At 58.3% G+C, this 24,868-nt stretch carries 19 protein-coding genes; 6 read left to right on the top strand and 13 right to left on the bottom strand.

Annotated features, from left to right (window positions below; genetic code table 11):
• Window positions 1–5 precede the first annotated feature (5 nt).
• The 10 genes from yegQ to IAE27_RS11535 form a co-directional block, all read right to left on the bottom strand.
• Entirely contained in the window at window positions 6–1,367 is a 1,362-nt protein-coding gene (yegQ, locus tag IAE27_RS11580; protein WP_154022234.1) for a tRNA 5-hydroxyuridine modification protein YegQ, read from the bottom strand.
• A 115-nt stretch (window positions 1,368–1,482) separates the two neighbouring features.
• Window positions 1,483–3,594: a DUF4034 domain-containing protein gene (locus IAE27_RS11575; protein ID WP_200092448.1), complete on the bottom strand. Its 2,112-nt coding sequence runs from the start codon at window positions 3,592–3,594 to the stop codon at window positions 1,483–1,485.
• Between the two features lie 11 nt (window positions 3,595–3,605).
• On the bottom strand, window positions 3,606–4,322 hold the full coding sequence (locus tag IAE27_RS11570) for a DUF1266 domain-containing protein (RefSeq protein WP_004103748.1): 717 nt from the start codon (window positions 4,320–4,322) through the stop codon (window positions 3,606–3,608).
• A complete protein-coding gene (locus IAE27_RS11565) occupies window positions 4,322–5,518 on the bottom strand; it encodes a PcfJ domain-containing protein (protein ID WP_154022232.1) in 1,197 nt (398 codons plus the stop codon). The genes IAE27_RS11570 and IAE27_RS11565 overlap by 1 nt, the downstream gene beginning before the upstream one ends.
• Window positions 5,519–5,717: 199 nt before the next feature.
• Window positions 5,718–6,440, bottom strand: a complete 723-nt coding sequence (baeR, locus tag IAE27_RS11560) for a two-component system response regulator BaeR (RefSeq protein ID WP_004103744.1) — start codon at window positions 6,438–6,440, stop codon at window positions 5,718–5,720.
• Entirely contained in the window at window positions 6,437–7,966 is a 1,530-nt protein-coding gene (baeS, locus tag IAE27_RS11555; protein WP_070556059.1) for a two-component system sensor histidine kinase BaeS, read from the bottom strand. Before baeS ends, baeR begins: the two co-directional genes overlap by 4 nt.
• A complete protein-coding gene (locus IAE27_RS11550; protein WP_070556061.1) occupies window positions 7,963–9,378 on the bottom strand; it encodes an MFS transporter in 1,416 nt (471 codons plus the stop codon). The genes baeS and IAE27_RS11550 overlap by 4 nt, the downstream gene beginning before the upstream one ends.
• Before the next feature lies 1 nt (window position 9,379).
• Entirely contained in the window at window positions 9,380–12,457 is a 3,078-nt protein-coding gene (gene mdtC / locus IAE27_RS11545) for a multidrug efflux RND transporter permease subunit MdtC (RefSeq protein ID WP_200092445.1), read from the bottom strand.
• Window positions 12,458–15,580: an MdtB/MuxB family multidrug efflux RND transporter permease subunit gene (locus IAE27_RS11540; protein ID WP_108704763.1), complete on the bottom strand. Its 3,123-nt coding sequence runs from the start codon at window positions 15,578–15,580 to the stop codon at window positions 12,458–12,460. It lies immediately after the preceding gene.
• Window positions 15,580–16,833: an MdtA/MuxA family multidrug efflux RND transporter periplasmic adaptor subunit gene (locus IAE27_RS11535; protein WP_115239400.1), complete on the bottom strand. Its 1,254-nt coding sequence runs from the start codon at window positions 16,831–16,833 to the stop codon at window positions 15,580–15,582. Before IAE27_RS11535 ends, IAE27_RS11540 begins: the two co-directional genes overlap by 1 nt.
• Window positions 16,834–17,216: 383 nt before the next feature.
• On the opposite strand from IAE27_RS11535, the gene IAE27_RS11530 reads away from it, so the two are divergent.
• From IAE27_RS11530 to IAE27_RS11515, 4 genes are all read left to right on the top strand, one after another.
• Window positions 17,217–17,978 (top strand): dimethylarginine dimethylaminohydrolase family protein, encoded by a 762-nt coding sequence (locus tag IAE27_RS11530; RefSeq protein WP_004113999.1) that lies wholly within the window; start codon window positions 17,217–17,219, stop codon window positions 17,976–17,978.
• Between the two features lie 28 nt (window positions 17,979–18,006).
• Window positions 18,007–18,780 (top strand): ABC transporter substrate-binding protein, encoded by a 774-nt coding sequence (locus IAE27_RS11525; protein ID WP_016809226.1) that lies wholly within the window; start codon window positions 18,007–18,009, stop codon window positions 18,778–18,780.
• 64 nt (window positions 18,781–18,844) lie between these two features.
• Window positions 18,845–19,537: an ABC transporter permease gene (locus tag IAE27_RS11520; protein WP_004113996.1), complete on the top strand. Its 693-nt coding sequence runs from the start codon at window positions 18,845–18,847 to the stop codon at window positions 19,535–19,537.
• Window positions 19,534–20,259 carry an ABC transporter permease gene (locus IAE27_RS11515; RefSeq protein ID WP_016809225.1) on the top strand — a complete coding sequence of 242 codons (726 nt, stop codon included), beginning with the start codon at window positions 19,534–19,536 and terminating at the stop codon, window positions 20,257–20,259. Before IAE27_RS11520 ends, IAE27_RS11515 begins: the two co-directional genes overlap by 4 nt.
• Here the strand turns inward: IAE27_RS11515 and IAE27_RS11510 are convergent, their stop codons facing one another.
• A complete protein-coding gene (locus IAE27_RS11510) occupies window positions 20,260–20,715 on the bottom strand; it encodes an Lrp/AsnC family transcriptional regulator (protein WP_064372571.1) in 456 nt (151 codons plus the stop codon).
• Window positions 20,716–20,729: 14 nt separating this feature from the next.
• Between IAE27_RS11510 and IAE27_RS11505 the strand changes: the two genes are divergently transcribed.
• Entirely contained in the window at window positions 20,730–21,848 is a 1,119-nt protein-coding gene (locus IAE27_RS11505) for a succinylglutamate desuccinylase/aspartoacylase family protein (RefSeq protein WP_115239401.1), read from the top strand.
• Window positions 21,849–22,074: 226 nt separating this feature from the next.
• On the top strand, window positions 22,075–23,349 hold the full coding sequence (locus tag IAE27_RS11500; RefSeq protein WP_004113990.1) for a dicarboxylate/amino acid:cation symporter: 1,275 nt from the start codon (window positions 22,075–22,077) through the stop codon (window positions 23,347–23,349).
• A gap of 298 nt (window positions 23,350–23,647) precedes the next feature.
• On the opposite strand, the gene IAE27_RS11495 is transcribed toward IAE27_RS11500, so the two are convergent.
• Window positions 23,648–24,265: a helix-turn-helix transcriptional regulator gene (locus tag IAE27_RS11495; protein WP_004103721.1), complete on the bottom strand. Its 618-nt coding sequence runs from the start codon at window positions 24,263–24,265 to the stop codon at window positions 23,648–23,650.
• A gap of 106 nt (window positions 24,266–24,371) precedes the next feature.
• Complete coding sequence (locus IAE27_RS11490) at window positions 24,372–24,512, bottom strand: small membrane protein (RefSeq protein ID WP_004200439.1); 141 nt, start codon at window positions 24,510–24,512, stop codon at window positions 24,372–24,374.
• Window positions 24,513–24,868 lie beyond the last annotated feature (356 nt).

The raw sequence follows: 24,868 nt of genomic DNA, 5'->3' as shown, positions 1-24,868 counted from the left end.
ATTAACTAGTTACTGTGCGGGTTTCGGGTTGTCTGACCAGTAAAGTTGCGCATCAGCAGAGCATATTGCAGCACCATATCTTCCGGGACAGGCAACCATACTGTGTGCCCGTCGCCCGGCGCTACCGACACTCGCTCGCCTTTGCCGTTTTCCATATGTTCGAGAGTAAAGTTGACGTTGCCCTGCGGGGTCATCAGCTCAAGGCTATCGCCGACGGAAAATTTATTTTTCACCGCCACCGCCGCCAGCTGGCCGTTGCGCTCGCCGGTAAATTCGCCGACGAACTGCTGGCGTTCGGAAACAGAGTAGCCGTGCTCATAGTTCTGGTAGTCATCGTGCGTATGGCGACGCAGAAAACCTTCGGTATAGCCGCGATGCGCGAGGTTTTCCAGGGTATCCAGCAGGGAAGTATCGAACGGTTTGCCTGCGGCGGCGTCGTCAATGGCCTTGCGGTAGACCTGAGCGGTACGGGCACAATAGTAATGTGATTTCGTGCGGCCTTCGATTTTCAGCGAATGAACGCCCATCTGGGTCAGCCGCTCGACGTGAGCGATAGCGCGCAGATCTTTCGAGTTCATGATATAGGTGCCGTGTTCGTCTTCAAACGCGGTCATGTATTCGCCCGGACGTTTGGCCTCTTCAATCATAAACACCTGGTCAGTCGGCGCGCCGATGCCCAGCGTCGGCTCGACGTTCTGCACCGGGATCGGTTCGTGCTTATGCACGATATTACCGACGTCGTCTTCTTTACCTTCCTGCACTTTGTACTCCCAGCGGCAGGCGTTGGTGCAGGTGCCCTGGTTCGGATCGCGTTTGTTGATATAGCCCGAGAGCAGGCAGCGGCCAGAGTAGGCCATGCACAGCGCGCCGTGAACGAAGATTTCAATTTCCATCTCCGGCACCTGGCTGCGAATTTCGGCGATTTCATCCAGCGACAGCTCGCGGGAGAGAATGACGCGGGTCAGCCCCATTTGCTGCCAGAACTTGACCGTCGCCCAGTTCACGGCGTTGGCCTGCACCGACAGATGAATATCCATGTCGGGAAAATGTTCGCGCACCAGCATAATTAAGCCCGGATCGGACATGATCAGCGCATCCGGCCCCATTTCCACCACCGGCTTCAGATCGCGAATAAACGTTTTCAGCTTGGCGTTATGCGGGGCAATGTTAACCACCACATAGAATTTTTTACCCAACGCGTGGGCTTCGTTAATGCCGAGCTGCAGATTTTCGTGATTGAATTCGTTGTTACGCACGCGCAGGGAGTAGCGGGGTTGGCCCGCATAAACGGCATCTGCGCCATAGGCGAAAGCGTAACGCATATTTTTCAGCGTTCCCGCCGGGGAAAGGAGTTCCGGTTTAAACATGATTTTCTCGTTCTGATGACAGGTCAGATTCGCCGCACCCGGTGCGGCGAGTTGGGGAGTGCCCCCACATTAAGGGCGGGCATTGTAGCGCTGTGGGGCAGGGGAGTAAACCACCTTACACCATGGAGTTGACCTGCCCCGGCAGCTCGGAATCCGGGATGCGTGAGGTGTACCAGGCAAAGCGCCAGCGTTTCCAGAAAGAATCGAAATGGAGAGCATCCAGATCCATGAATAATTCATGTTCAGGGGACAAGGTGATGAAAAAATGCGCCCAGCGCGCGCTCTGTTTCATATTATAAAGCGCTTTATCCCGTTTGTTACCGTACAGCTGCGACAGCGCCACCATGGCCTCCGGCGAACCTTTATTTGCCGCTTCCTGCACCTGTTGCAAATGTGAGTGCGCCAGCGCTAAATCTTTTACGCCGGCGATATTAAGCAGAAAGAGTTCCCAGGCCCGCTTATCGCCATAGCGGGAGGCCAGATAGAGATTATCGAGAAGGTTTTTTTCGTAAGCGGCGCGCTTTTCCGCCGGCGGAGCCTGGTTGATCAGACGTTCGCTGCAGTTGGCCATGCGGAAATGGATCTCCTGCAGGTCCTGTTCATAGCCGTCATCGCCGCCGTTGGCGATCAAGCGATATTTATTATCTGCGTCGCGCTGCGCGACGTGCTGGCGTAAAATCTCGGCCGCTTGCTGGCAGTAACCGAAGGCGATGGCGGGATCGTACGGCAACAAGCCTCCGTTATCTCTGGCATTAGATTCCACCCCGAGCTGATTAAGCGCGCTGGGGATGTTTCTCCGGGCGCCAAGGTGGGCCAGAGGCAGGAGATATTCGGGGTAACCGAGCCAGCGAAAATCTTTTATCGCCGCCCGCCAGTTATGGTCGTATTCAATGTCGGCGACGCTATCGAGCCAGACGGCGCCCTGCGCTTCATCTTTTTCAAAGCCAAATAACCCCGCGTACTGGAAGTAGCCGCGATAGATTTTCGGCACGCCGTATTCGGTTTGTTGCGCATTCTGGCAGATGAAATTGTAAATCCACTCGCTGTCCGGGAAATCGCGCAGCGCAAACTTTAACGCCCACGCGGTGTAGTAATTGTTGAGCTTCACTTTTTCCATGACCGAACGCTGCAGGGTGAGCCAGAGCGCGTCTTTATCGTCTAAATCGCTATAGCAGAGCAGCAGCCACTCCAGCGCATGGTGGCGAGACTGCGCCATGTGCGCCCGCCGGGCAATCTCTTCGGCTTTGGCGATAATATGCTCCCGCTCGGTCGGTGAATCCACTTCATTGATACGCAGATCGCGATGGTCATCCCACCAGATTAAAAGTTCCAGATGCTCCCGCTCGGCGGCGGTAAGATGATCGCATACCGTTGATGCCAGAAGTTCGCGGATCTCCTGATGCGATCCTCCCCAGCGCGGCATACGAAACGGAATATACTCATCCAGCGCGTAAAATGCCGTCGGGAAAATCGCCAGACAAACGGCGAGCCAGTAGCGTTGCCCGGCGTCGCCATCGCACGCAGGCAGTACCTGCGGACGCGGAAGATTCGGGCATACCGCGTCGGCAAACGACAGGCCGGAATGGGCCATCAGCGCCTCCACTTCCTGCGGTGAGCGGCGGTGATATTCAGCCAGTTCCTGCATCAGCGGTCGTCCCGCAACCTCAGCGCCGGCAAGGAACTCAGCCAGCCAGTCGGGCTGGCCGAAGACCTTAGAGTTAGTGCTGGTCAGGGACGCCGCCATCCACTGGCGTGGTTCGAGGTCGATGGCGTAGAGAGCGGCAATGACCATCCGCTCATTGCAGGCGCTGGCGCAGATCCACATGGCGCGGGTGGTATCCTGCGCCCAGCCGTAGCTGCGATAGAGCCACGCGCGGTGGTTCCAGTACTGGGCCTCAGCAAGCCAGGCATAGCTGGAGCGCGGGCGGGCGCGCTGCCAGTTTTTGATCAGCGCTAACCCAGCAGGCCCGGCCTCGACCAGCGCATCCATATCGTAAAAATGGTTGCACATCTGCGTCCAGGCGAGGAAGTAACGTTTTTCCGCCTCGCGGCTGGTCAGGCTTTCCGCCAGCGCCCGGCTATAGCGCGCCTCGAGCTCGTCATAACATCCTTCGCGCAACAGGCCGGGAAGATCCGCGATAGACCACTCGCGCTGTCCGTCATTGAGGGGATTTTTACGGTTGCACATCTCAAACATGGCGGTGAGCAGTGGGTCATCCTTTTCCATAAACACTCCTTTTAAACCGGGTCGAAAATTTTGAAGTCATTCCACGGCAGCGTTTTCCAGCGGCTGAAGGAGGCTTTCAGATAACAGGCCACCTCCTGCACATCGCGTCCGGCAACCGCCGTTGGCGTATCCATTAACGCCAGCCGTACCCGGCGGGCGCGGACGTAGGCGGTGGCGTAATCTTCCCACGAAGCAAAACAATCCTGCGCCCGCTGGGCGTTTAACAGGAGAACCAGCCAGGCCTGATTTTCGTCGCACCAGCCGAGCCCGGCGATACAGCGCGTCAGAAAGGCGGTGCGCATGCAGTCGAACGCCAGCGCGTCGCGAACCCGGCCCTGGGCCGCCAGGTGGTGGTAAAACGTGCGCGGCGAGTTGCCCATGCCCGCCGGCCAGCAGCGCAGGATCTCGGCGATCTGCTGGCGTAACGCCGCGCCGTCGAGGTGCTGATGCAAGCCCAGTTCTTTTTTTACCTGCTGCGTCAGGTGGCGGCGCTGGTCATCATCAAGTTTCAACGCCAGCTGTACGCCTTTTGTCGGCAGGCCATTGCGGTGCGAGAGGAGATCGGCTAACGCCAGCGCCCACTGGCGTCTTCGGCTATCGCGGCGCAGATCGTTAAGACGGTCCTTTTCTTTTTCCTCGGCGATGCGGGCGGCAACCAGCTGTTTATTCTTTTTTTTGGCGCGTAAGCGCAGGTAATAAGCGGTGGTAAACAAGGCTATCAGCAGCATCAAGGACTCTCTCCGGTGTGGGGTCGGTAGCGCGTGGTTTGTAGCGTCAGGCTCTCAATTTCAAAAGGCTGGCTGCAGGTGTTTTTCCCGGCAAGCGTAGGGTGCCATTCATGCTGTGGGAACAGCATTTCCGCCGCGGTCGCCACGTTGGGATCGATCGTCCGAAGATAGCGCAATGCCTCCGGAGCGCTGTGCAGAAGCAGCCACTGTAGCGCCACCGGTGGGTGAGGGAAGTGCGTCATTAAATAAAAATTGTTATGCAGAACGTTGAGTAAAAAATCAAAATCAACCACATCGGTGATAAATTTCCAGCCAGCAAATTGCGGCGTCGCTTCATAGACGATCCCCATACCTTCACAATCGGCGTGGCGCTCGGGACGTGGTTGCAGATAATGTAATAAAGCCAAAACGTCGGCGGCATATTTTTTAACAGGATGCTGGTTCTGCTTACCTTTAATTTGATCGATACTCATGCTGTCATTATTTATCCTCAGGCTCAGGGTGACGTGGGGAATATTATTTTCGTCGCGCAGGCTCAGAAGGCGAAATGCGCCTTGTTCAATTTGCCGGGCGTAGTACTCGCCGTAGCCGCCGGAGAGTGACCCTTTATCCTCGAACTGGCCGACGCAGTGCTGCATATGCCAGGATTCATAGGCCATTTCACTACGCAAGGCCGGGCTGGCGGCATCGAAGGCGACCCACTGGCCAGCAGTGACCTTCATCAGCGGCTTAACGGCGTCGTCGCTGGAGGGGTACCAGCCTCGTTCGCGCAGGCGCTGCATTTTCTGGTGCTCGGCCTCGCGCATGTCCAGGACGGTGAAACAGTTAATGCGCTGAAGTTTGCTTTCCAGCCGCGTGCCTTCCAGCCGCGACAGGAACTCCAGTAACTCTCTTTCCGTCGCCAGCAGCTGCGGATGCTGTGGATTAAGATAGTAAAAGGCGCCGCCGCCCAGCCCGGATATCAACCACGCGGGGATCGCCTTCTCCGCGCCAAAGTAAACCGCATAATCGGCGGCGGAGCGTACGGGGTAAACGTGGGGAAAATTACCGATAGCCCAGCGAAAAAAATGGTTGCTTAGCCAGCGTTGAATACTACTACCGTCGTCACGCTGTTCGCTGCGAGAAATAATGGCCGATTTTACATCAGGGGCGTTAATTATATTTCGTGGACTATATTTTCTATGAATATTACTCATGGCATTCCTTGCGCAGTTGAATATATAGAGAATATCCGCCTGCAATATATCATGCCGGTGACGTATTTCTTATTTTTGCCAGTATTCTCAGATTATGACCCGAAGGGCGCAGTTTTTTCCTGAAGCGCCGCTGAGGGGCTTATTTGGGGGAGCGGATAACAGAAAATGCCAGCCCCGGCGCTGAGCCGGGGCTGTGCGGTTACGCCAGGCGGCAGGCGTCGGCTTCCCAGCGATATCCAACGCCGTAAACGGCGCGGATAAACGACTGCTCGGCGTCCAGCGATTCCAGCTTGCGGCGCAGGTTCTTGATATGGCTGTCAATGGTGCGGTCGGTGACCACGCGGTAATCGTCGTACAGATGATTGAGCAGCTGTTCGCGGGAGAAGACTTTACCCGGCTCCTGAGAGAGGGTCTTCAGCAGCCGGAACTCGGCGGGCGTGAGGTCCAGCAGCTTGTTGCGCCAGGAAGCCTGGAAGCGGCCCTCGTCGACAATCAGCGGGCTTTCGGCATCCAGCGCCTGCAGATCGCGCTGCGGCTTGCAGCGGCGAAGAATGGTCTTCACGCGGGCCACCACTTCACGCGGGCTATAGGGCTTACAGATATAGTCATCGGCGCCGATTTCTAACCCCAGCAGGCGGTCGATCTCCTCGATTTTGGCGGTTACCATCACCACCGGAACCTCAGAGAAACGGCGGATTTCCCGGCACAGAGTGAGCCCGTCGGTACCGGGCAGCATCAGATCCAGCAGGATCAGATGCGGCGGCGTCTGGCGAACGTACGGTAGAACCCGATCGCCGTGATTGATCAGCGTCGGCGCATAACCCGCCGCCTGAAGATAATCGATCAGCAATTGGCCCAGTTTGGGCTCATCTTCCACGATAAGAATGCGCGGCGTGTTTTCATCAACAGGTAATTCAGTCATACGTCTCTCGATAAATTACGTTCCAGAGGTAACTCTACTTTAATGCTAACCCCGCCCAAAGGCGAATGGCCGGCACGTAAAGTGCCGCCGTGGGCAGCCACGATGTTAAGGCAAATCGCCAGCCCCAGACCAGAGCCGCCGCTGGCACGATTACGCGACCCTTCGGTACGATAAAAGCGCTCAACCAGCCGCTCCAGCTGTTCGTCGGTGACGCCGGGCGCGCTATCGGCAAAGTCGAGAATCAGCATCTGGCCGCTCTGGCGGGCGCTAATCTGCAGGCCGCCGCCGCTATCGGTATAGCGCAGGCTGTTTTCCAGCAGGTTGTTGAACAGCTGCATCAGGCGATCCCGGTCGCCGAAAATCGTCGCGCTTTCCGGCAGCGAAACGCCAATCGACAGTCCACGGCTGGCGAAGCGCTCGCGAAACGCGCCGGCGGCGACCTCCAGCAGATTAATAATATCCACCGAGCTTTTCTGGTAGGTGAGGGCGCCTTCATCGGACATGGAAAGCTGGTGCAAATCCTCGACCAGTTTGGTGAGGGTGGCGACCTCCGCCTGTAGGGAGGCGATGGAATCCGGGGTAAATTTCCTGATGCCATCCTGAATCGCCTCCAGCTCGCCGCGCAGCACCGCCAGCGGCGTGCGAAGTTCATGAGAAATATCGGCCATCAGGTCGCGGCGCATTTGCTGATTGCGTTCAAGGGTACTGGCTAGCTGGTTAAAATCTTTCGCCAGGCGCCCCAGTTCATCGCTGCTGGTGGCGGTGACCCGGGTGGAGAAATCGCCGGCCGCCAGACGATGAGTCCCCTCAACCAGCCGTTTAACCGGGGCGAGCAGACCGCGCGCCAGCGGGAAGGTGGCCAGCGCCGCCAGCAGCGTAGCGAGGGCGACAATCAGCCAGCTGGTGCGTTTCTGCTGACGGTCGAAGTTGATATCGGTGTTGCGCGTCAGGCGCTCAACCGGCGAGGCAATGACCGCGCCAACCTCGACGCCGTTAACCATAATACTGCGCCGGGTGCCGTCTGCCGGGACGCGCTCGCGCGGGCCCACCAGTACGCGCCCTTTCTGATCGACCACCCAGAACATCGTGCGCCAGCCGTGCGGAGGCATATCAGGACCGGGACCGCGATCGCCACGATCGCCGCGCGGGCCCTCAAGGGGGCGGTCCGGCGCGGCATCCGGCGGCATCTCTCCGGGGCCGGGGCCCGGACGCGGTTCGTCCATCGGACCCATACCGCGACCCGGCGGCGAGCGATCGTCATTGTCGCGCTCAAAGGTTTTCAGCAGCTGGAAAATAAAGCGGTCGTTGTTGCGCAGGAACTTCCAGCTGCCGTGCTGGGCATACTGTTCGCTCAGGGCATCGCCGAGCATGGTCAGGCGCTGTTCGTTGCCGCGCTTGATATAGTCGATAAAGCCGCGTTCAAAACTGATACGCACCGCCCAGTGCATGCTGATTAGCAGCACGATGCAGGTGGCAAGAATCGCGATAAACAGCTTGCCGGTAATGCCGGGACGCCAGAACTTCAAGACTCACTCCTTTTACGGCGACGAATCACGGTATTCATCGTGGTGTCGTCCGGTACGCGGGAAAAAATGAGTGCCGGCAGCGCAATAACCACCGCCATGCTTAAGTAGGTATAAAGAAACACCTGATGAGCGGTCGCCGCATCGACGCCGATATGCTGCTGGCCGTAGAGACCGAGTAGCATCCCGGCGATAGTGACGCCGATACTCATCGACAGCTGCATGACCATCGATAGCATGCTGTTGCCGCTGCTGGCCAGATCGTCGGGCAGGTCCTTCAGGGTCAGGGTATTCATTGAGGAGAAGCGGCTGGAGTTAATCATTCCCTGCAGAAACAGGACCATCGGCAGCAGCCAGTACCAGCCCGCGAGCGCGACGGCCATAAATAGCAGGCTGACCAGCGCGAGGCCGATCGTTGAAGTCACCAGCACCCGACGATAGCCGAAGCGGTTGACCACCTGAACCACAATGCGCTTCATTCCCATGCTGCCAAGCACCATCGGGATCATCATCAGCCCGGCGTGGAACGGCGAAAAGCCGAGGCCAATCTGTAAAAACACCGGGGTCATGAACGGCAGCATGCCGCTGCCGATGCGCCCGGCGAAGCTGCCGCCAAGGCCGAGAGAAAAGGTGCGGTTGTTGAACAGCTTCAGGCTGAACAGCGCGTTGCGGTTGCCGCGCGCGTGCCACAGATAGCACAGAATTGACGCCGCGCCGATGGCCACCAGCGCCGTCAGCCACAGGGGGGAGATTCCGAGCCCCTTTTTGCCGTCGAGCGCCAGGGTGAGCGTTGCCATGCCGGCGGCCAGCAAAATAAAGCCGAGGATATCAAAGCGCCGGGTTTGCAGGGTGTAGTTGGGCATCAGGCACAGCGTGGCGATGGCGCCGACGATGCCAACCGGAATATTGATCAGAAAGATCCAGTGCCAGGAGGCGTACTCCACCAGCATCCCGCCCAGCGCCGGGCCAAGCAGCGGCCCCACCTGGCCGGGCAGGGTGACGAAGGTCATCGCCGCCATATATTGGCTGCGCGGGACAATTTTCATTACCGTCAGGCGGCCTACGGGAACCATCATTGCGCCGCCGACGCCCTGCAGCACCCGGGCCAGAATCAGCTGATCGAGCGTGGCGGCCTGCGCGCAGAACAGGGAGCCGGCGGTGAACAGCACGATGGCGCTAAAAAAGATATTTCTTACTCCGACACGATCCGCCAGCCAGCCGCTGGCGGGCAGCATCACCGCCACCGTCAGCACGTAGGAGACGATAACCATATGCATATGCAGCGGGCTCTCCCCAAGACTTTGCGCCATTGAGGGGAGGGCGGTGTTAACGATGGTGGTATCCAGCGCCTGCATAAAAAAGCCAAAGGCCACTATCCACAGCTGCCAGCGTACGCTGGAAGGAAGATCTGTCATGTTATTCGCTTACCGGTTGATGGACTTTTCGCGAAAAACGCAGCCGCAGACGGTCGAAGAACAGATAGACCACCGGCGTGGTATACAGGGTCAACAGCTGACTCATTACCAGACCGCCGACAATGGTGATCCCCAAGGGCTGGCGCAGCTCGGCGCCAACGCCGCCAGAGATAACCAGCGGCAGCGCGCCGAACAGCGCCGCCAGGGTGGTCATCATTATCGGCCGGAAGCGCAGCAGACAGGCCTGGAAGATTGCCTCTTCCGGCGGCAGGTTGCCGTTGCGCTGCGCTTCCAGGGCAAAGTCGACCATCATGATGGCGTTTTTCTTCACAATGCCAATTAATAGCATAATCCCGATAAGCGCGATTAGGCTGAACGGGGCATCGAAAAGCTCCAGCGCCAGCAGCGCGCCGACGCCCGCGGACGGAATAGTCGACAGAATGGTTAGCGGATGAACGTAGCTCTCATAGAGGATCCCCAGCACGATATAGACCGTGGCGATAGCCGCCAGAATCAGGATCACCTGCGAGTTCATGGTCTCCTGGAACACCTGCGCGGTCCCGGCGAACGACCCGCGGACGCTGGACGGTACGCCAAGCTGGGTCATCGCCCGGTTAATGGCGTCGCTGGCTTCTGACAGCGATTTGCCGGTAGGCAGGTTAAACGACACGGTCGATGCCGCCGACAGCCCCTGATGGTTCACCGACAGCGGGGCGTTGGCCGGCTGCCATTTGGCGAAATAGGATAGCGGGATCGGCTTGTCTTCGCTGTTGATCACAAACATTTTATCGAGGGCGCTGACGTCCTGGGTGTAGACCGGGTCGACCTGCATCACCACTTTATACTGGTTCAGCGGCTGGTAGATGGTTGAGATCTGCCGCTGACCGAAGGCGTTATTTAGCAGATTATTGGCGTCCTGCACGCTGATGCCGAGTCGCGACATGGTATCGCGGTCGTAGATCAGGTCCATCTCGGCGCCGTTATTCTGGCTGTCGGAGTTGACATCCGCCAGCTCCGGCAGCGCCGCCAGCGTTTTGCGGATTTTGGGTTCCCACTCCCGCAGCGCCGCAAGGTCGTCCGACAGCAGCGTGTACTGGTAGCTGGCGTTGGCCTGACGGCCGCCGACGCGGATATCCTGTACCGCCATCAGGAACAGGTTGGCCCCCGGCTCTTTGGCCAGCTTCTTCCGCAGCCGATCGATAATCTGCTGGGCCGTTTCATGGCGCTCATCGCGCGACTTCAGGGTGATAAACATCATCCCGCTGTTGACCCGCGAGCCGCCGGTAAAACCGGTGACGTTGTCCACCGCCGGATCTTCACGAATGATCTTCATAAAGTCCTCCAGCTTGCCGCGCATCGCCTGGAACGAGATGCTCTGATCGGCCTGGATCCCGCCCATCAGCACCCCGGTGTCCTGCTCCGGGAAGAAGGTTTTAGGAATCGAAATATAGAGCCAGACGCTCAGCGCGATGGTGCCAAGCAGCACCAGGCCGGTTAAGCGGCTATGCTTCAGTACCCACTTCAGCGACTTACCGTATCCGCCCTGAATCGCCACCAGCAGGCGGCCAACACCGCGCTTGCGCGTCGGCTCGTGCGGCTTGCCGCTTTTCAGCAGCCAGCCGCACATCATCGGCGTCAGGGTCAGGGAGACCGCCAGCGAGATACCGATCGCCACCGACAGAGTAACGGCGAATTCGCGCAGCAGCCTTCCCGGCAGGCCGCCCATCAGCAGCAGCGGCAGGAATACCGCCACCAGCGACAGGCTCATCGACAGAACGGTAAATCCGACTTCCCGGCTCCCCTGCAGCGCCGCCTGCAGCGGCTTCATGCCCGCTTCGAGATGGCGGGAAATGTTTTCCAGCACCACGATGGCGTCATCAACCACGAAGCCGGTAGCGATGGTCAGCGCCATCAGCGACAGGTTGTTAAGGCTGAAGCCGCACAGGTACATGGCGGCGAAGGTGCCGATCAGCGAAACCGGAACCGCCACCGCCGGGATCAGCGTCGCGCGCCCCGAGCGGAGGAAGAGGAAGACCACGAGGATCACCAGCGCCACCGAGATCACCAGCGTTTGCTCGACTTCCTCCAGCGAGGCGCGGATGGTCGGCGAACGGTCCTGGGCGATTTGCAGATCGACAGAGGCCGGGATGGTGCGCTGTAGCTCCGGCAGACGGGCGCGAATGCTGTCCACCGTTTCAATGATATTGGCCTCCGGCAGCTTACGGATCATCAGCAAAATCGCCGGTTTGGCGTTAGTCATCCCGGCGTTGCGCACGTCCTGCACCGAATCGGTGACGTTGGCGACGTCGCCGAGGCGCACCGCCGCGCCGTTGTTGTAGTGCACGATCAGCGGCTGGTATTCGGCCGCGGTTTTCAGCTCGTCGTTGGTCGCCACCTGCCAGCGGTGGGTGGCATCTTCCAGCGCCCCCTGCGGTTTACGCACGTTGGCGTTGCTGATGGCGGTGCGCACCGCGTCGAGCGACACGCCCTGGTTAAACAGCGCCTGCGGGTTGAGGTCGACGCGCACAGCGGGCAGCGAACTGCCGCCGACGTCGACGTCGCCGACGCCGTCAATCTGGGCAATGGTCTGCGCCAGTTGGGTTGAGGCGAAGTCGTACAGCTCACCCTGGGACCAGGTATCCGAGGTGAGGGTGAGGATCATGATCGGCGCGTCTGACGGGTTGGCTTTGCGATAGGTCGGACGGCTCGGCATACCGCTCGGCAGCAGGCTTTGCGCAGCGTTAATCGCCGCCTGCACGTCGCGGGCCGCGCCGTTGATATCGCGGTCAAAGTTGAACTCAAGAATGATGCGCGTACTGCCGAGCGAGCTGGAGGAGGTCATCTCATTGACCCCGGCAATCCGCCCCAAAGAGCGCTCCAGCGGCGTCGCCACCGAAGAGGCCATAGTCTCCGGCGACGCGCCGGGCAGCGAGGCGCTGACCATGATAACCGGGAAGTCCACCTGCGGCAGCGGCGCTACCGGCAGCAGGCGAAAACCGAGGATGCCGCAGAGAGTAATGGCGAGCGAAATCAGAATCGTCGCCACCGGACGGTAAATGAAGAGCGCGAAAAACTTCACCTACGCCTCCTCTTCACGCCGCGGGAATCGGCTCTTCATATACAGCGACAGTCGGTCGAACAGCAGATAGATCACCGGGGTAGTGAACAGGGTCAGCACCTGGCTGAGCATCAGACCGCCGACCATGCCAATCCCCAGCGGACGGCGCAGCTCCGCGCCGACGCCGGTGCTGAGCATCAGCGGCAGCGCGCCGAGCAGGGCGGCGAGGGTGGTCATCAGGATGGGACGAAAGCGCAGCAGACAGGCCTGGTAGATAGCCTCGCGCGGCGGCATGCCCTGTTCGCGTTCGGCGGCCAGCGCGAAGTCGATCATCATGATGGCGTTTTTCTTGACGATGCCGATCAGCAAAATGATGCCGATAATCGCGATAACGTCCAGTTCGCTCCCCGCCAGCCACAGCGCCAGCAACGCGCCCACGCCCGCCGTCGGCAGGGTGGAGAGAATCGTTATCGGGTGAATAAAGCTTTCATACAGTACTCCGAGGACGATATACATCGCCACTACCGCAGCGACCACCAGCCAGACGGTGCTGCCCAGCGCCGACTGGAAAGCCAGAGAGCTGCCCTGGAACTGGGTGCGGATATCGCTCGGGAATTCCAGCGCCTGTTCGGCGCCAAGGATGGCATCGACCGCATCGCCCAGCGAATAGTTATCCGGCACGTTAAACGAGATGGTGGTGACCGGGAACTGATCGAGATGGTTTATGGATAGCGGGGCAAAACGCTCCTCGACGCTGGCGATGGATTTCAGCGGCACAATCCCGCCGTCGCTGCTGGTCAGGCGAATATTATCCAGCGCCGCCAGCCCCGGCGTGGCCTGGGTATCATGCTCCAGCACCACGCGGTACTGATTCGCCTGGGTATAGATGGTGGAGATTAAACGCTGGCCGAAGGCGTTATACAGCGCATTATCGACGTCCGCCATGCTGATGCCGAGGCGGCTGGCGCTATCGCGGTCAACGTTGATATACGCCGCCAGGCCCTTGTCCTGCCAGTCGCTGCTGACGTCGGAGAGCTGCGGCAGCGCCTGCAGCCGGGTCAGCAGCTGTGGCACCCAGTTGCTGAGCGCATCCAGCGAGTTCGCCTGCAGGGTGAACTGGTACTGAGTGCGGCTGGCGGTGGTGTCAATGGTCAGATCCTGCGTGGGCTGAAGGTAAAGCTCAATGCCGGGAATCCCGCTCACCGCGTTCTGCAGGCGGCCGATCACCGTCTGCACGCGATCGTCGCGCTCGTCCAGCGGCTTAAGGTTGATTTGCAGGCGGGCGCTGTTGAGCGCCGGGTTAGTGCCGTCAACTCCGACGTAGGAGGTCAGGCTTTCCACCGCCGGATCTTTGAGTATCGCCGCCGACACCTGCTGCTGGCGCTCGGCCATGTTGGCGAACGACGCCGACTGCGGCGCCTGCAGCGTACCCTGAATGATGCCGTTGTCCTGAATCGGGAAAAAGCCCTTCGGAATAAACACCCACAGCATAATCGACAGCACCAGGGTACCGAGGGCCACGCTCAGTGTCAGCCAGGGATGATTCAATACCCGGCTCAGCCAGCGGCCATAGACGGCGATCACCCGTTCAAAGAAACGCTCGCTGGCGCGCGAGAAGCGGTTCTGCTTGCGCAGCGACTCGTGGCTCAGCATGCGGGCGCACATCATCGGCGTCAGGGTCAGCGACACCACCGCGGAGATCAGGATCGCCACCGCCAGGGTAATGGCAAACTCGCGGAACAGGCGGCCCACGATATCGCCCATAAACAGCAGCGGGATCAGCACCGCAATCAGCGAGAAGGTCAACGAGATAATGGTAAAGCCAATCTCTCCGGCCCCTTTCAGGGCGGCGGCCAGCGGCTTTTCGCCTTTCTCGATATAGCGCGAGATGTTTTCGATCACCACGATAGCGTCATCGACCACAAAGCCGGTGGCGATGGTCAGGGCCATCAGCGTCAGGTTGTTAATCGAGAAATCGAGAAACACCATTACCGCAAAGGTGCCGACCAGCGATAGCGGCACGGCGATGCCGGGAATAATCGTCGCCGGGACGTTGCGCAGAAAGACGTAAATAATCATCACCACCAGGGCGATAGCCAGCATCAGCTCGAACTGGGTGTCGCTAACCGACGCCCGGATGTTGGTAGTGCGGTCGGAAAGCACCTGTACTTTGACTGATTTCGGCAGGCTTTCGGTCAACTGCGGCAGCATCTGGCGGATGCTGTCGGCGGTAGAGATAATATTGGCCCCCGGCTGGCGCTGGACGTTCATGACGATCGCCCGCTGATTGTTCGCCCATGCCCCAAGCCAGCTGTTTTCCGCGCCCTGTTCCACGGTGGCGACGTCGCCGAGGCGAATCGGTGCGCCGTTCTGCCAGGCGATAATCAGGCGGCGATAATCTTCTGCCGACTGCATCTGATCGTTGGCGGAGAGGGTCACCGCCCGCGCCGGGCCGTCAAGGCTCCCTTTCGCCGAGTTGACGTTGGCGCTGGTTATCGCGGTGCGCACCGTTTCGCTGGTCAGCCCGAGCGCGGCGATGGCCTGGGCGTTGAGCTTGACGCGTACCGCCGGGCGCTGGCCGCCCGCGAGGGTGACCAGCCCGACGCCGGAAACCTGGGAGATCTTCTGCGCCACGCGGGTCTCGACCATATCCTCGACCTGGGTCATCGGCACGGCGGAAGAGGTGACCGCGAGGGTCATAATCGGCGGATCGGCGGGGTTAACTTTGCTGTAGACCGGCGGGTTAGGCAGGTCAGAAGGCAGCAGGTTGGTGGCAGCGTTGATGGCCGCCTGTACTTCCTGTTCCGCGACGTCCAGCGGCAGCGTGAGCTGGAACTGGAGCGTGACCACTGACGCGCCGCCGGAGCTCTGGGAGGACATCTGCTTGAGGCCGGACATCTGGCCAAACTGGCGCTCCAGCGGGGCCGTCACGGATGAGGTCATCACGTCCGGGCTGGCGCCGGGATAGAGGGTTACCACCTGAATCGTCGGGTAGTCCACTTCCGGCAGCGCCGAAACCGGTAAGAATCGATAGCCGATAATCCCGGCCAGCATGATGGCCACCATTAACAGCGTCGTGGCGACCGGGCGCATGATAAACAGACGGGAAGGGCCGCCCGTACTGCTCGGCGGTAACACTTGCATCAGGAGCGCGCTCCTTTTTTACCGTATTCGCGGCTGGTGGCTTTTTCCGGCTCGGCGGCGGTTGCCGCATCGTGGGCTTCGACGACCTCAACTTTTGCGCCTTCCGTCAGACGATCGATCCCGTCAGTGACCACGCGATCGCCAGCGGAAAGACCGGCGTTAATCACCACTTTCAGACTGTCCTGAATACCCGGCGTGACGGTGTGCTTGCTGACCTTATTCTCGTCGTTCAGTACCCAGACGAAATGACCTTCGTTACCCATTTGCAGCGCGGCGGTTGGGATCACTACCGCGTTTTGCTCGGTATCGACCAGCATACGGGCGTTGACGAATTGATTGGGGAACAGGGCGTCATCAAGGTTTGTAAAGCGCGCTTTCAGCTTGATGGTGCCGGTGGTGGCGTCAATCTGGTTATCGAGGCTCAGCAGCGAGCCTTCGCTGATTTTCTGTTTATTGGTGCGGTCCCAGGCTTCGACCGCCAGCTTTTTCCCCGCCTTTTGCGCCTGTACGACGGTGGCGATTTGGTTTTCCGGCAGCGTAAAGACCACATCAATAGGGTGGTTTTGCGTCAGCACCACAATGCCGGTGGTGTCGCCGCTGGAGATCTGGTTGCCGATATCCACCTGTTTTAAGCCGACCCGGCCGTCAATCGGCGCGGTGATGCGGCTCCAGTTCAGCTGCAGCTGGGCGCTGGCGACAGCGGCTTCGTCCGCCTTAATCGTGCCCTGGGTTTCGCTGACCAGCGACTGCTGGGTATCCAGCTCCTGGCGCGACACCAGATTGGTTTTCACCAGCTGCTGGTAGCGCGCCAGATCGCGGCGAGCGTTGGCGAGGGTCGCCCGATCTTTGGCCAGTTGCCCCTCGGCCTGGGAGAGGGCGACTTTAAACTGGCTGGGATCGATTTCCGCGAGCAGATCGCCCGCTTTGACCTGCTGGCCTTCGGTAAAGTGGATCGCCAGAAGCTGGCCGTCGACGCGGCTGCGCACGGTGACGGTATTCGCCGCCGTCACGGTGCCGAGGCCGGAAAGGTAGCGCGGCACCGCTTCGCTGGTCGCGGTTGCCGCCTGTACCGGCGCGAGGGCTGCGCCAAAACGACCGGGCCGTCCGCCTCCGGGGCCCTGCTGACGCGCGCCTGTCGCCGTCGGCGCGCCGCTATTTGCCGCTTCGCGACCCTGCCAGAACCAGTACGCGGCGCCCGCGACGATCGCTACCACCAGCACGGCTGCCCAACGGCTTTTATTGCTACCTTTCATTAATTTGCTATCTCATCCTGAAACGTTTCACGGAATGATACTAGTTTAGTCAGCGAACGCCGCTTAAAAATGGAGGAATTATGAAAAGACTGTCCAGAAACGTCTGGAAAAAACGCTTTTCCTTGAGTCGGTTACGATGAATAGTTAGGCGAAAAATTCGCTTAACGATTTTGCTTAGCCGGGCGAGGAACCCGGTGAATTATCGCCGGTCATTCGCTGTTTCTTAAGGGTCACAGCGGAATGCGTTGCAGCCAGGCTGATATACAGCGTGAATAAGCGGCCCCGGGGCGTGATTCAGCCTGATTGGCAGGCGCATCTGTTTAATAATCAAATTCACTCAAGATTTTGCTTTAAGCAATGCGACCACTATCAGAGGGTTCTTTATGCATTTTACCCAAGCTATCGCCCGTCTACCGGCCGCCACCTGCGGCGCAGGACAAACTACCGCCCAACTGGGCGCGCCGGATATCGCTGCCACCACGCGCCAGTTTCTCGCCTATGTAGAGACCCTTCTGCAGCTCGGCCTGAAGGTCACCGTGCTTCCTGCCGCGGCGGAATATCCCGATGCGCACTTTGTTGAAGATACCGCGGTGGTCATGCCGGAACTGGCGGTGATTACTCATCCGGGCGCGCCGAGCCGCCAGGGCGAAGTCGATACTATTGCGCCGGTGCTGGCGGGGTTTCGTCCACTGGTGCAGATGAGCGAAAGCGGACATATGGACGGCGGCGACGTGCTGCTGGTGGGCAAACGATTTTTTATCGGCCTGACGGCGCGTACCGATGAGCAGGGGATCCGCGAATTTGCCGCCGCCGTTGAGCCGCACGGCTACACGGTGACGGCGATTGACGTGAGCGCCGGTCTGCATCTGAAATCGATCGTCAACTATGTGGGCCGCAATACGCTGCTGCTGACGGAAGGCTACGTTAACCATCCGGCGTTTAGCGGCTTCAACCGTATCGTGATCCCGGAGGAAGAGGCCTACGCCGGAAATACGCTGTGGATCAACGATACCTTAATTACGCCGCAGGGCTACCCCTGTACCCTGGGCGAAATCAGCAAGCTGGGAATGCCTGTCGTGCAGCTCGACACCAGCGAATTTAAGAAAATGGATGGCGGCCTGACCTGCCTCTCACTGCGTTTTTAATTTTTGCGCCGACACCGGGGAGATCGAAATGAAACTACGCCTTGCCGCACTACTGGCCTGCATGGCGCTCAGCGCGCCGCTGGCCGCCCAGCAGTTTGATACCATTAGCTTTGGCGTCGATGGCGGCTATCCGCCGTTTGACGTACTGGCCCCCAGCGGTGAAATTACCGGTTTTGATATTGATATCGCCAACGCGCTGTGCACCCAGCTAAAAGCCAAATGCGTTTTCGTTAAGCAGCCGTTCGAAAGCATGATTGCCGCTCTCAATGCGCATAAGTTCGATGCCATTATCGCTTCGCTCAATATGACCGATGCGCGTAAAAAGGAAGTGGACTTCACCGACCGCTACTACCGCAGCGCAGCGCAGCTGGTGGCGCGCAAAGGTAGCCCGCTGCTGCCTGAGGTCGCCAGCCTGAAAGGCAAGACCGTCGGCGTCCAGACCGGTTCCACCCATGAAGCGTTTGCGAAGGCTAACTGGGCCAACCACGGCGTGAAGATCGTCAGCTACGCGAATCAGGATAACGTCTACCTCGACCTGCTCTCCGGACGCATTGACGCCGCTTTGCAGGATAATATCCAGGCGGCGACCGGCTTTATTGATACCCCGCGCGGGCAGAAATTCGCTTTTGCCGGTCCGGTCATTCAGGACGGCGGTATCTCTTCCGATGTGGGGATTGCGGTCAATAAAGATAATCCGGCGCTGCGGGATGCCCTGAACGGCGCTATCAAGGCTATTCGCGCCGATGGCACCTACGACGCTATCCAGAAAAAATACTTTAGCATTGATATTTATGGCAAATAAGCCGTGAAGGCGAGGGCGCAGGCGCTGGCTTGCGCCCCTTTACGGCACCCGTGGAAGGCTGAACATGGTCGCAGACTATTTACCCTTACTGTTACGCGGCGCGGCGCTTTCGCTGTGCGTGATGCTCTGCTCATTGCTGGTCGCGCTGCTGCTGGGCCTGATCAACTCGCTGGTTAAACTCTTTGGCCCGCCGTGGCTGCGCCTGTTTTCCACCGCCTACACCACCCTGGTACGCGGTATTCCCGAGCTGGTGATTATGCTACTGCTGTTTTTCGGCGGCGAGATGCTGGTTAACCTGCTGCTGGCAGCGGTGGGGCTGGGGCCGGTGCGCTTCAATACCTTTTTTTCCGGCGTGCTGGCGATTGGCTTTGTGTTCGGCGCCTATTACACCGAGACCTTTCGCGGCGCATTTCTGACCGTCGATCGTGGGCAAATCGAAGCCGCGCAGGCCTACGGAATGCGCCCGTGGACGGTATTTCGCCGGGTGATGCTGCCGCAGATGCTGAGCTTCGCGATTCCCGGGATCAATAATAACTGGCTGGGGCTGATGAAAGCGTCGGCGCTGGTGTCGATCCTGGGCCTGGAGGACATGGTATGGCTGGCCGAGCAGGCCGGGCGCGCCACGCAGAAACCGTTCCTCTTCTATTTCCTGGTTTCCCTGATTTATATGGTCATTACCGCGCTCTCCAGCTGGTTGTTTAGCCGCCTGGCGAAGCGTTATGCGCTGCGTTCTTCCACGGCGGGGGCCGCGCTATGAATCTGCAAACCTTTCTCGATGCGATCCCGAGCTTTATCTGGAGCGACGGCAACGGCGCCGCCAGCGGGCTGGCGATAACGGCGGAGCTGTTTTTGCTCTCCATCGTTCCCGGGATGGCGCTGGCGATTGCGATGGCGGTGGGGCAGGTGTACGGCCCGCGCGCGCTGGCGCTGCCCATCCGTGGTTTTACGTATTTTTTCCGCAGCACGCCGCTCTATCTGCAACTGATGCTGATTTACTACGGCCTGTCGCAGTTCGATATCGTGCAGACGGGTTGGATGAACGAGCAGCCGTTTTGGCTGCTGTTTCGCGATGCGACTTTCTGCGCCACGCTGGCGCTGGTGCTGAACACCTCCGCTTACGTCGCGGAGCTGCTGGCGGGGATGATGCTGACCTTTCCCCGTCAGGAGTGGGTTGCCGGAGAAGCCTACGGGATGGGGAAATGGCAGATTATTCGTCGTCTGGTGCTGCCCGCGACGCTCAGACGTGGGATCCCGGCGCTGAATAATGAAATGGTCTTTTTACTCCACGCCACCTCGCTGGCCAGCACGGTAACCCTGCTGGATATTACCGGCGTGGCCCGCGCGTTCTACGCCATGACCTGGTCGCCGTTTATTCCGTTTCTGATGGCCGCGGCGCTCTATCTCCTGTGCACCTTTCTGCTGATTTTCGCCTTTTCCCGCGCCGAACGGCGCTGGCTGGCGTTTATCCGTCGCGGCTAATCAGGAGCGCTTAATCGCCTGGAGTTCGGTCAGAGTAACGATTTTATCAACGTGAAACTTTTTACTGGTCAGCCAGCTATCCGCCAGCTGGCAATAGTGCGTCATGCTGCGACAGCCGATGCGTACCAGAAAGTCGAAGCTGCCGCTTACCAGCCAGCAGTCCAGCACTTCGGGCGTCTGGCGCATCTCCTGTTCAAACACCGGCTGCGAGCGGCCGTGGTCGGCCAGGGCGATTTGCGCCTGCACCACAAACGCATGCTCCGGCTCGGGCAGTTCGATAATGGCGCTGTAGCCGCGAATGATGCCGTCACGCTCGAGGCCGCGCACGCGTTCCAGACATGGACGCGCGGTGAGATTTACCTGCTCCGAGAGCTTCTGATAAGAAATGCGGCCATCCCGGCGCAGGATTTCAAGGATCTTATGATCGATACGGTCAAGCCGGGTTTTCTTTTCCACAGATGGGACGTCCAATGAAAATTAAACACGATACATTACCTCAACATGCGCTCGGTGGGCAGCGGCAATTAAGCCATTTTCATTTCGGCGCGCCCGGCGCCGGCGAGAAAGTCTATCTGCAGGCGGGGCTGCACGCCGATGAAATTCCGGGCATGCTGGTTCTGCATTATCTTAAAAGATTACTCAGCCAGGCGGAACGACGGGGCGAGCTGCGCGGTGAAATTATTATGGTGCCGGTAGCCAATCCGCCGGGGCTGGCTCAGCTGCTGCTTAACAGCGGCATTGGCCGTTTCGATCTGGCGAGCGGGCGCAATTTCAACCGCGACTTTCCCGATCTGGCGGCGCTGGCGCAGCCCTGGCTACCCGCGGAATCGCCCGCTACGCGCGCCGAATATCTCCAGCAGGTGCGCGATGCCATGCAGAAGGCGCTGGCGGCGCTTCCCGTGGCAAGCGAGGTTCAGGCCCTGCGTCAACATCTGCTGAGCCTCGCCTGCGATGCCGATCTGGTGCTCGATCTCCATTGCGATGACCAGGCGATTTTGCACCTTTACGCCGATCCGGCCTGGCAACGCGAGGCGAACGTACTGGCGGCTTTTCTCGGTATTGGCGCCGTGCTGCTGTCCCAGGAGAGCGGGGGCAACTCGTTTGATGAGGCCTGCGGCCTGCCGTGGCAGCGTTTGAGCGCGCTAAACCCGGCGTGGGGCCCGCAGCAGCCCGGCTGTATGGCGGTGACCGTCGAGCTGCGCGGCCAGCACGAGGTGAATCACGCTACCGCCTGCGACGACGCCGAACGTATTTACCGTTATCTGCAGTACCGCGGCGTGCTGGCGGGCGACAAGCCTGCGGTGCCGCAGCAGGAAACGGTGATGCTGCCGTTTGCTGCCGGGGAGATTGTCACCGCGCCGGCGACCGGCATCCTGGTGCCGCTAAAACAGCCGGGCGAATGGGTCAGCGCCGACGATGTCGTCGCGGAAATCATCGACCCGCTGACCGATATGGTCAAAGCGGTGCGGCCGAGATCGGGCGGGCTGATTTATGCCAGCCGGCGGGCGCCGTTTGTCACGCTGGGGGCGGAAATAATGAAAATCGCCGGCGAGCAGCCGTTCAGTGGCGGCGGCGGGCTGGCGATGTAAGCGGACAGCATCCCTGAGCGTATTTTTGCCCGCCGTCGGCCGTGGCGGAATGAACTTGCTTGATGCACGTCAACGAGCACATCAACTTTTACTATAAAAACCAAAAAAAGAGTTGTAACCCCGTCTGCTTTTATTCAATTTATGTGATGAATGTTTGGTGTGCTCCAATAAATAAAATATATGCACATTGATAACAACACGTTAAATAAATCAGGGGTTAATTTTTGTGGCAAGTGCAAACAAACTCACGCTGTTCATCGTTATCTTTATGCTGTTGGGGATCCTCTCCGGCGCGGCCATTCACGCATACGCCGCGCAAACAACCATAACCGCATGGTCTGAAAATATTACGCTGCTGACCGACGTGTTCCTGCGCCTGATTAAAATGGTGATTGCGCCATTAGTCTTCAGTACGCTCACCGTCGGCATTATGCGGCTTGGCGAAACGGCTACCATTGGGCGGGTCGGCGGTAAAGCCATGGTATGGTTTGTTACCTCTTCAATTCTCTCCATTCTGGTTGGGCTGGTGATTGTTACCCTTGAGCACCCCGGCGCCGGGTTGAATCTGGCAATTCCGAAAGAGTCGGTCGATACCGGCCTGGCGGTGAGCGGGATGAGCCTGAAAGGCTTTCTGACGCATACTATTCCGACCAGCATTACCGAAGCGATGGCCAACAACGAAATTCTGCAAATCGTGGTGTTCTCAATGTTCTTCGGCATTGCCGGAGCGTCGCTGGGGGAGAAATTCAACGCTCCGCTGGTGGCGGCCCTGAACGTGGTTTCCCATATTATGCTGAAGGTCACCGGGTACGTGATGTACGTGGCACCGCTGGCGATTTTTGCCGCCATCTCTTCGGTTATCGCCTCGCAGGGGCTGGGGATCCTGCTTAACTATGCTTCGTTCATCGGCGGTTACTACGTTGCAGTGCTGCTGACCAGCATGGTGCTGCTGGCGGTGGGATATATGGTGCTGAAAAAAGAGGTTTTTCGCCTGCTTAATATGCTGAAAGATCCGGTACTGGTGGCGTTTACCACCAGCAGCTCAGAAGCTGCCTATCCGAAGACCCTTGAGCGCCTCGTGGAGTTCGGCTGCTCGCGTAATATCGCGTCGTTCGTACTGCCCATCGGCTACTCCTTTAACCTCGTCGGCTCGATGGTGTACTGCTCGTTTGCCGCGATGTTTATCGCTCAGGCCTACAATATTCATCTGAGCTTTAGCGAGATCACCGTGATGATGCTGACCCTGATGCTGGCATCAAAGGGAATTGCCGGGGTGCCGCGCTCGGCGCTGGTGGTGCTGGCCGCGACCATCCCGAGCTTCAATATTCCGGTGGCGGGTATTTTGCTGCTGATGGGTATTGACCATTTTCTCGATATGGGGCGTTCCGCGATTAACGTGCTGGGGAATGGGATCGCGACGGCGATGCTGTCAAAAAATGAAGGTCTGTTGCAGGAAGAGGTCGCGGAAGAAGAAGCCGCGGCTCAGCAGGTCGAGGCCTGATCGTCGTGCGCCCTCTCTGACGGGGGCGCGCTTCGTCATAAAAAAGAGGCCCCTAACAGGCACGCAAGGGGCAATGTGACGAAGTAACAGATTCCTCGATAAAGACGTTTTTCTTATGGCTAAAAACACGCTACGGTATTTTCATATCAAGGAACCAGATCATGTTACTGCTGCGCGTAACACCAGAGTAGATATTTTTCATCTCACTGATATTTTTTCGGATTCCCGACCCTTACAAGCCGTCAAATTCCTAATTTTATCGCGCATAGTGTTACTCAGTTCCGGCATATTCGCGGGTTTACCAGCGCTCTTTTAACAAATTAATAAACTGGAAAAAGTCATAATGGTTATTGAGGCGATATTTTTCCATGATTTTACTTTTGTGCCAGGTGATGGTTTTGGGCGTGACTTTGTGCAGGGCGGAGATTTTACTGATATCAAAGCCATGAATAATTCCGGAGGCGACGGCAACCTGCGATTTTGACAGCATTTTGTGCGGGCAGTTGCTGCAGACTATCGCCGAGTCGGCCCGCCGGGCCAGAACCAGACCTTCGCACTTTCTTAGCTCCTGGGCAAGGATGGCCAACATCCTGTCAATATTAACTAATTTTATCGACACGAAAATAACCCCTTTCAGGCAGTTAACAATCAGTTCCTGCTCCGGGAGCTGGTCGTAGCTGTGCAGTATAATAACTGAGCTATCTGATTTGCGATTTTTTAGACTGGTATTACACAGGTAGATTTCACCGGGGAGAACCTCGGCGATAATAATATCCTTATCAAAAAAATCATTTTTCTTATACGAAAAGCTGACGTGCAGATGACCGTCGCGGCGGGTGAGCTCATTGACCATGGAAGCCAGCGATTGCCGCAGAAAAGTGTTGCTGGTATTGATTGCGATGTTTATTTTTTTCATGGCGCTAGTTCCCTGTAAATCAACATAACGCCATGTTGCGATCAATCCTCCGGGCGTATGCGGTGATTGTTACTGTGCAGATAATTTATTATTGGTGTCGCCTGAGTTATTTTCTGCGCGAAGAGTGCTTGGCTGAAAACGGAAATTTCTGTTTTCTCCTGTCGCGGATATAAGAAATAAGACTATATACCGAAACGCAGAGGCAAAATATGCACAGTAATAAGGCTAACCATGTTTGCATGGCCATGATGGATATCCTTTAATTAAATTTTCAGGTGTTAAAAATGTACATCCCAGGCACGAGAATATTTTTATTCTCTTCTTTAAACCGTGCTGGCACAGGCGAACGGACAGCGTACAGCGGGCGGCCAGCGTTCAGGCTGTGCTGAATCTGGCCACAGCCGGTTAGCCTGAGGACGCTTTGAATCGGTACGCTCCCGATGCCATGTCAATGTAAGAAAATTCTTAATATGCTGTCAGTCTCATTTCTCTCATTCCTCTCAAAAACTGAAAAAAAGTGATCAAGAGGCGGAGGAATGAAAAACTATCCGCCATGACGCCGCCGCAAAGATGCAATGCCTGGTGAGGCCGGGTCGGCAAATA

Source organism: Klebsiella sp. S69 (genome assembly GCF_016516145.1).
GTDB lineage: Bacteria > Pseudomonadota > Gammaproteobacteria > Enterobacterales > Enterobacteriaceae > Klebsiella > Klebsiella oxytoca.
This window is presented reverse-complemented; position numbering and strand designations above follow the sequence as displayed.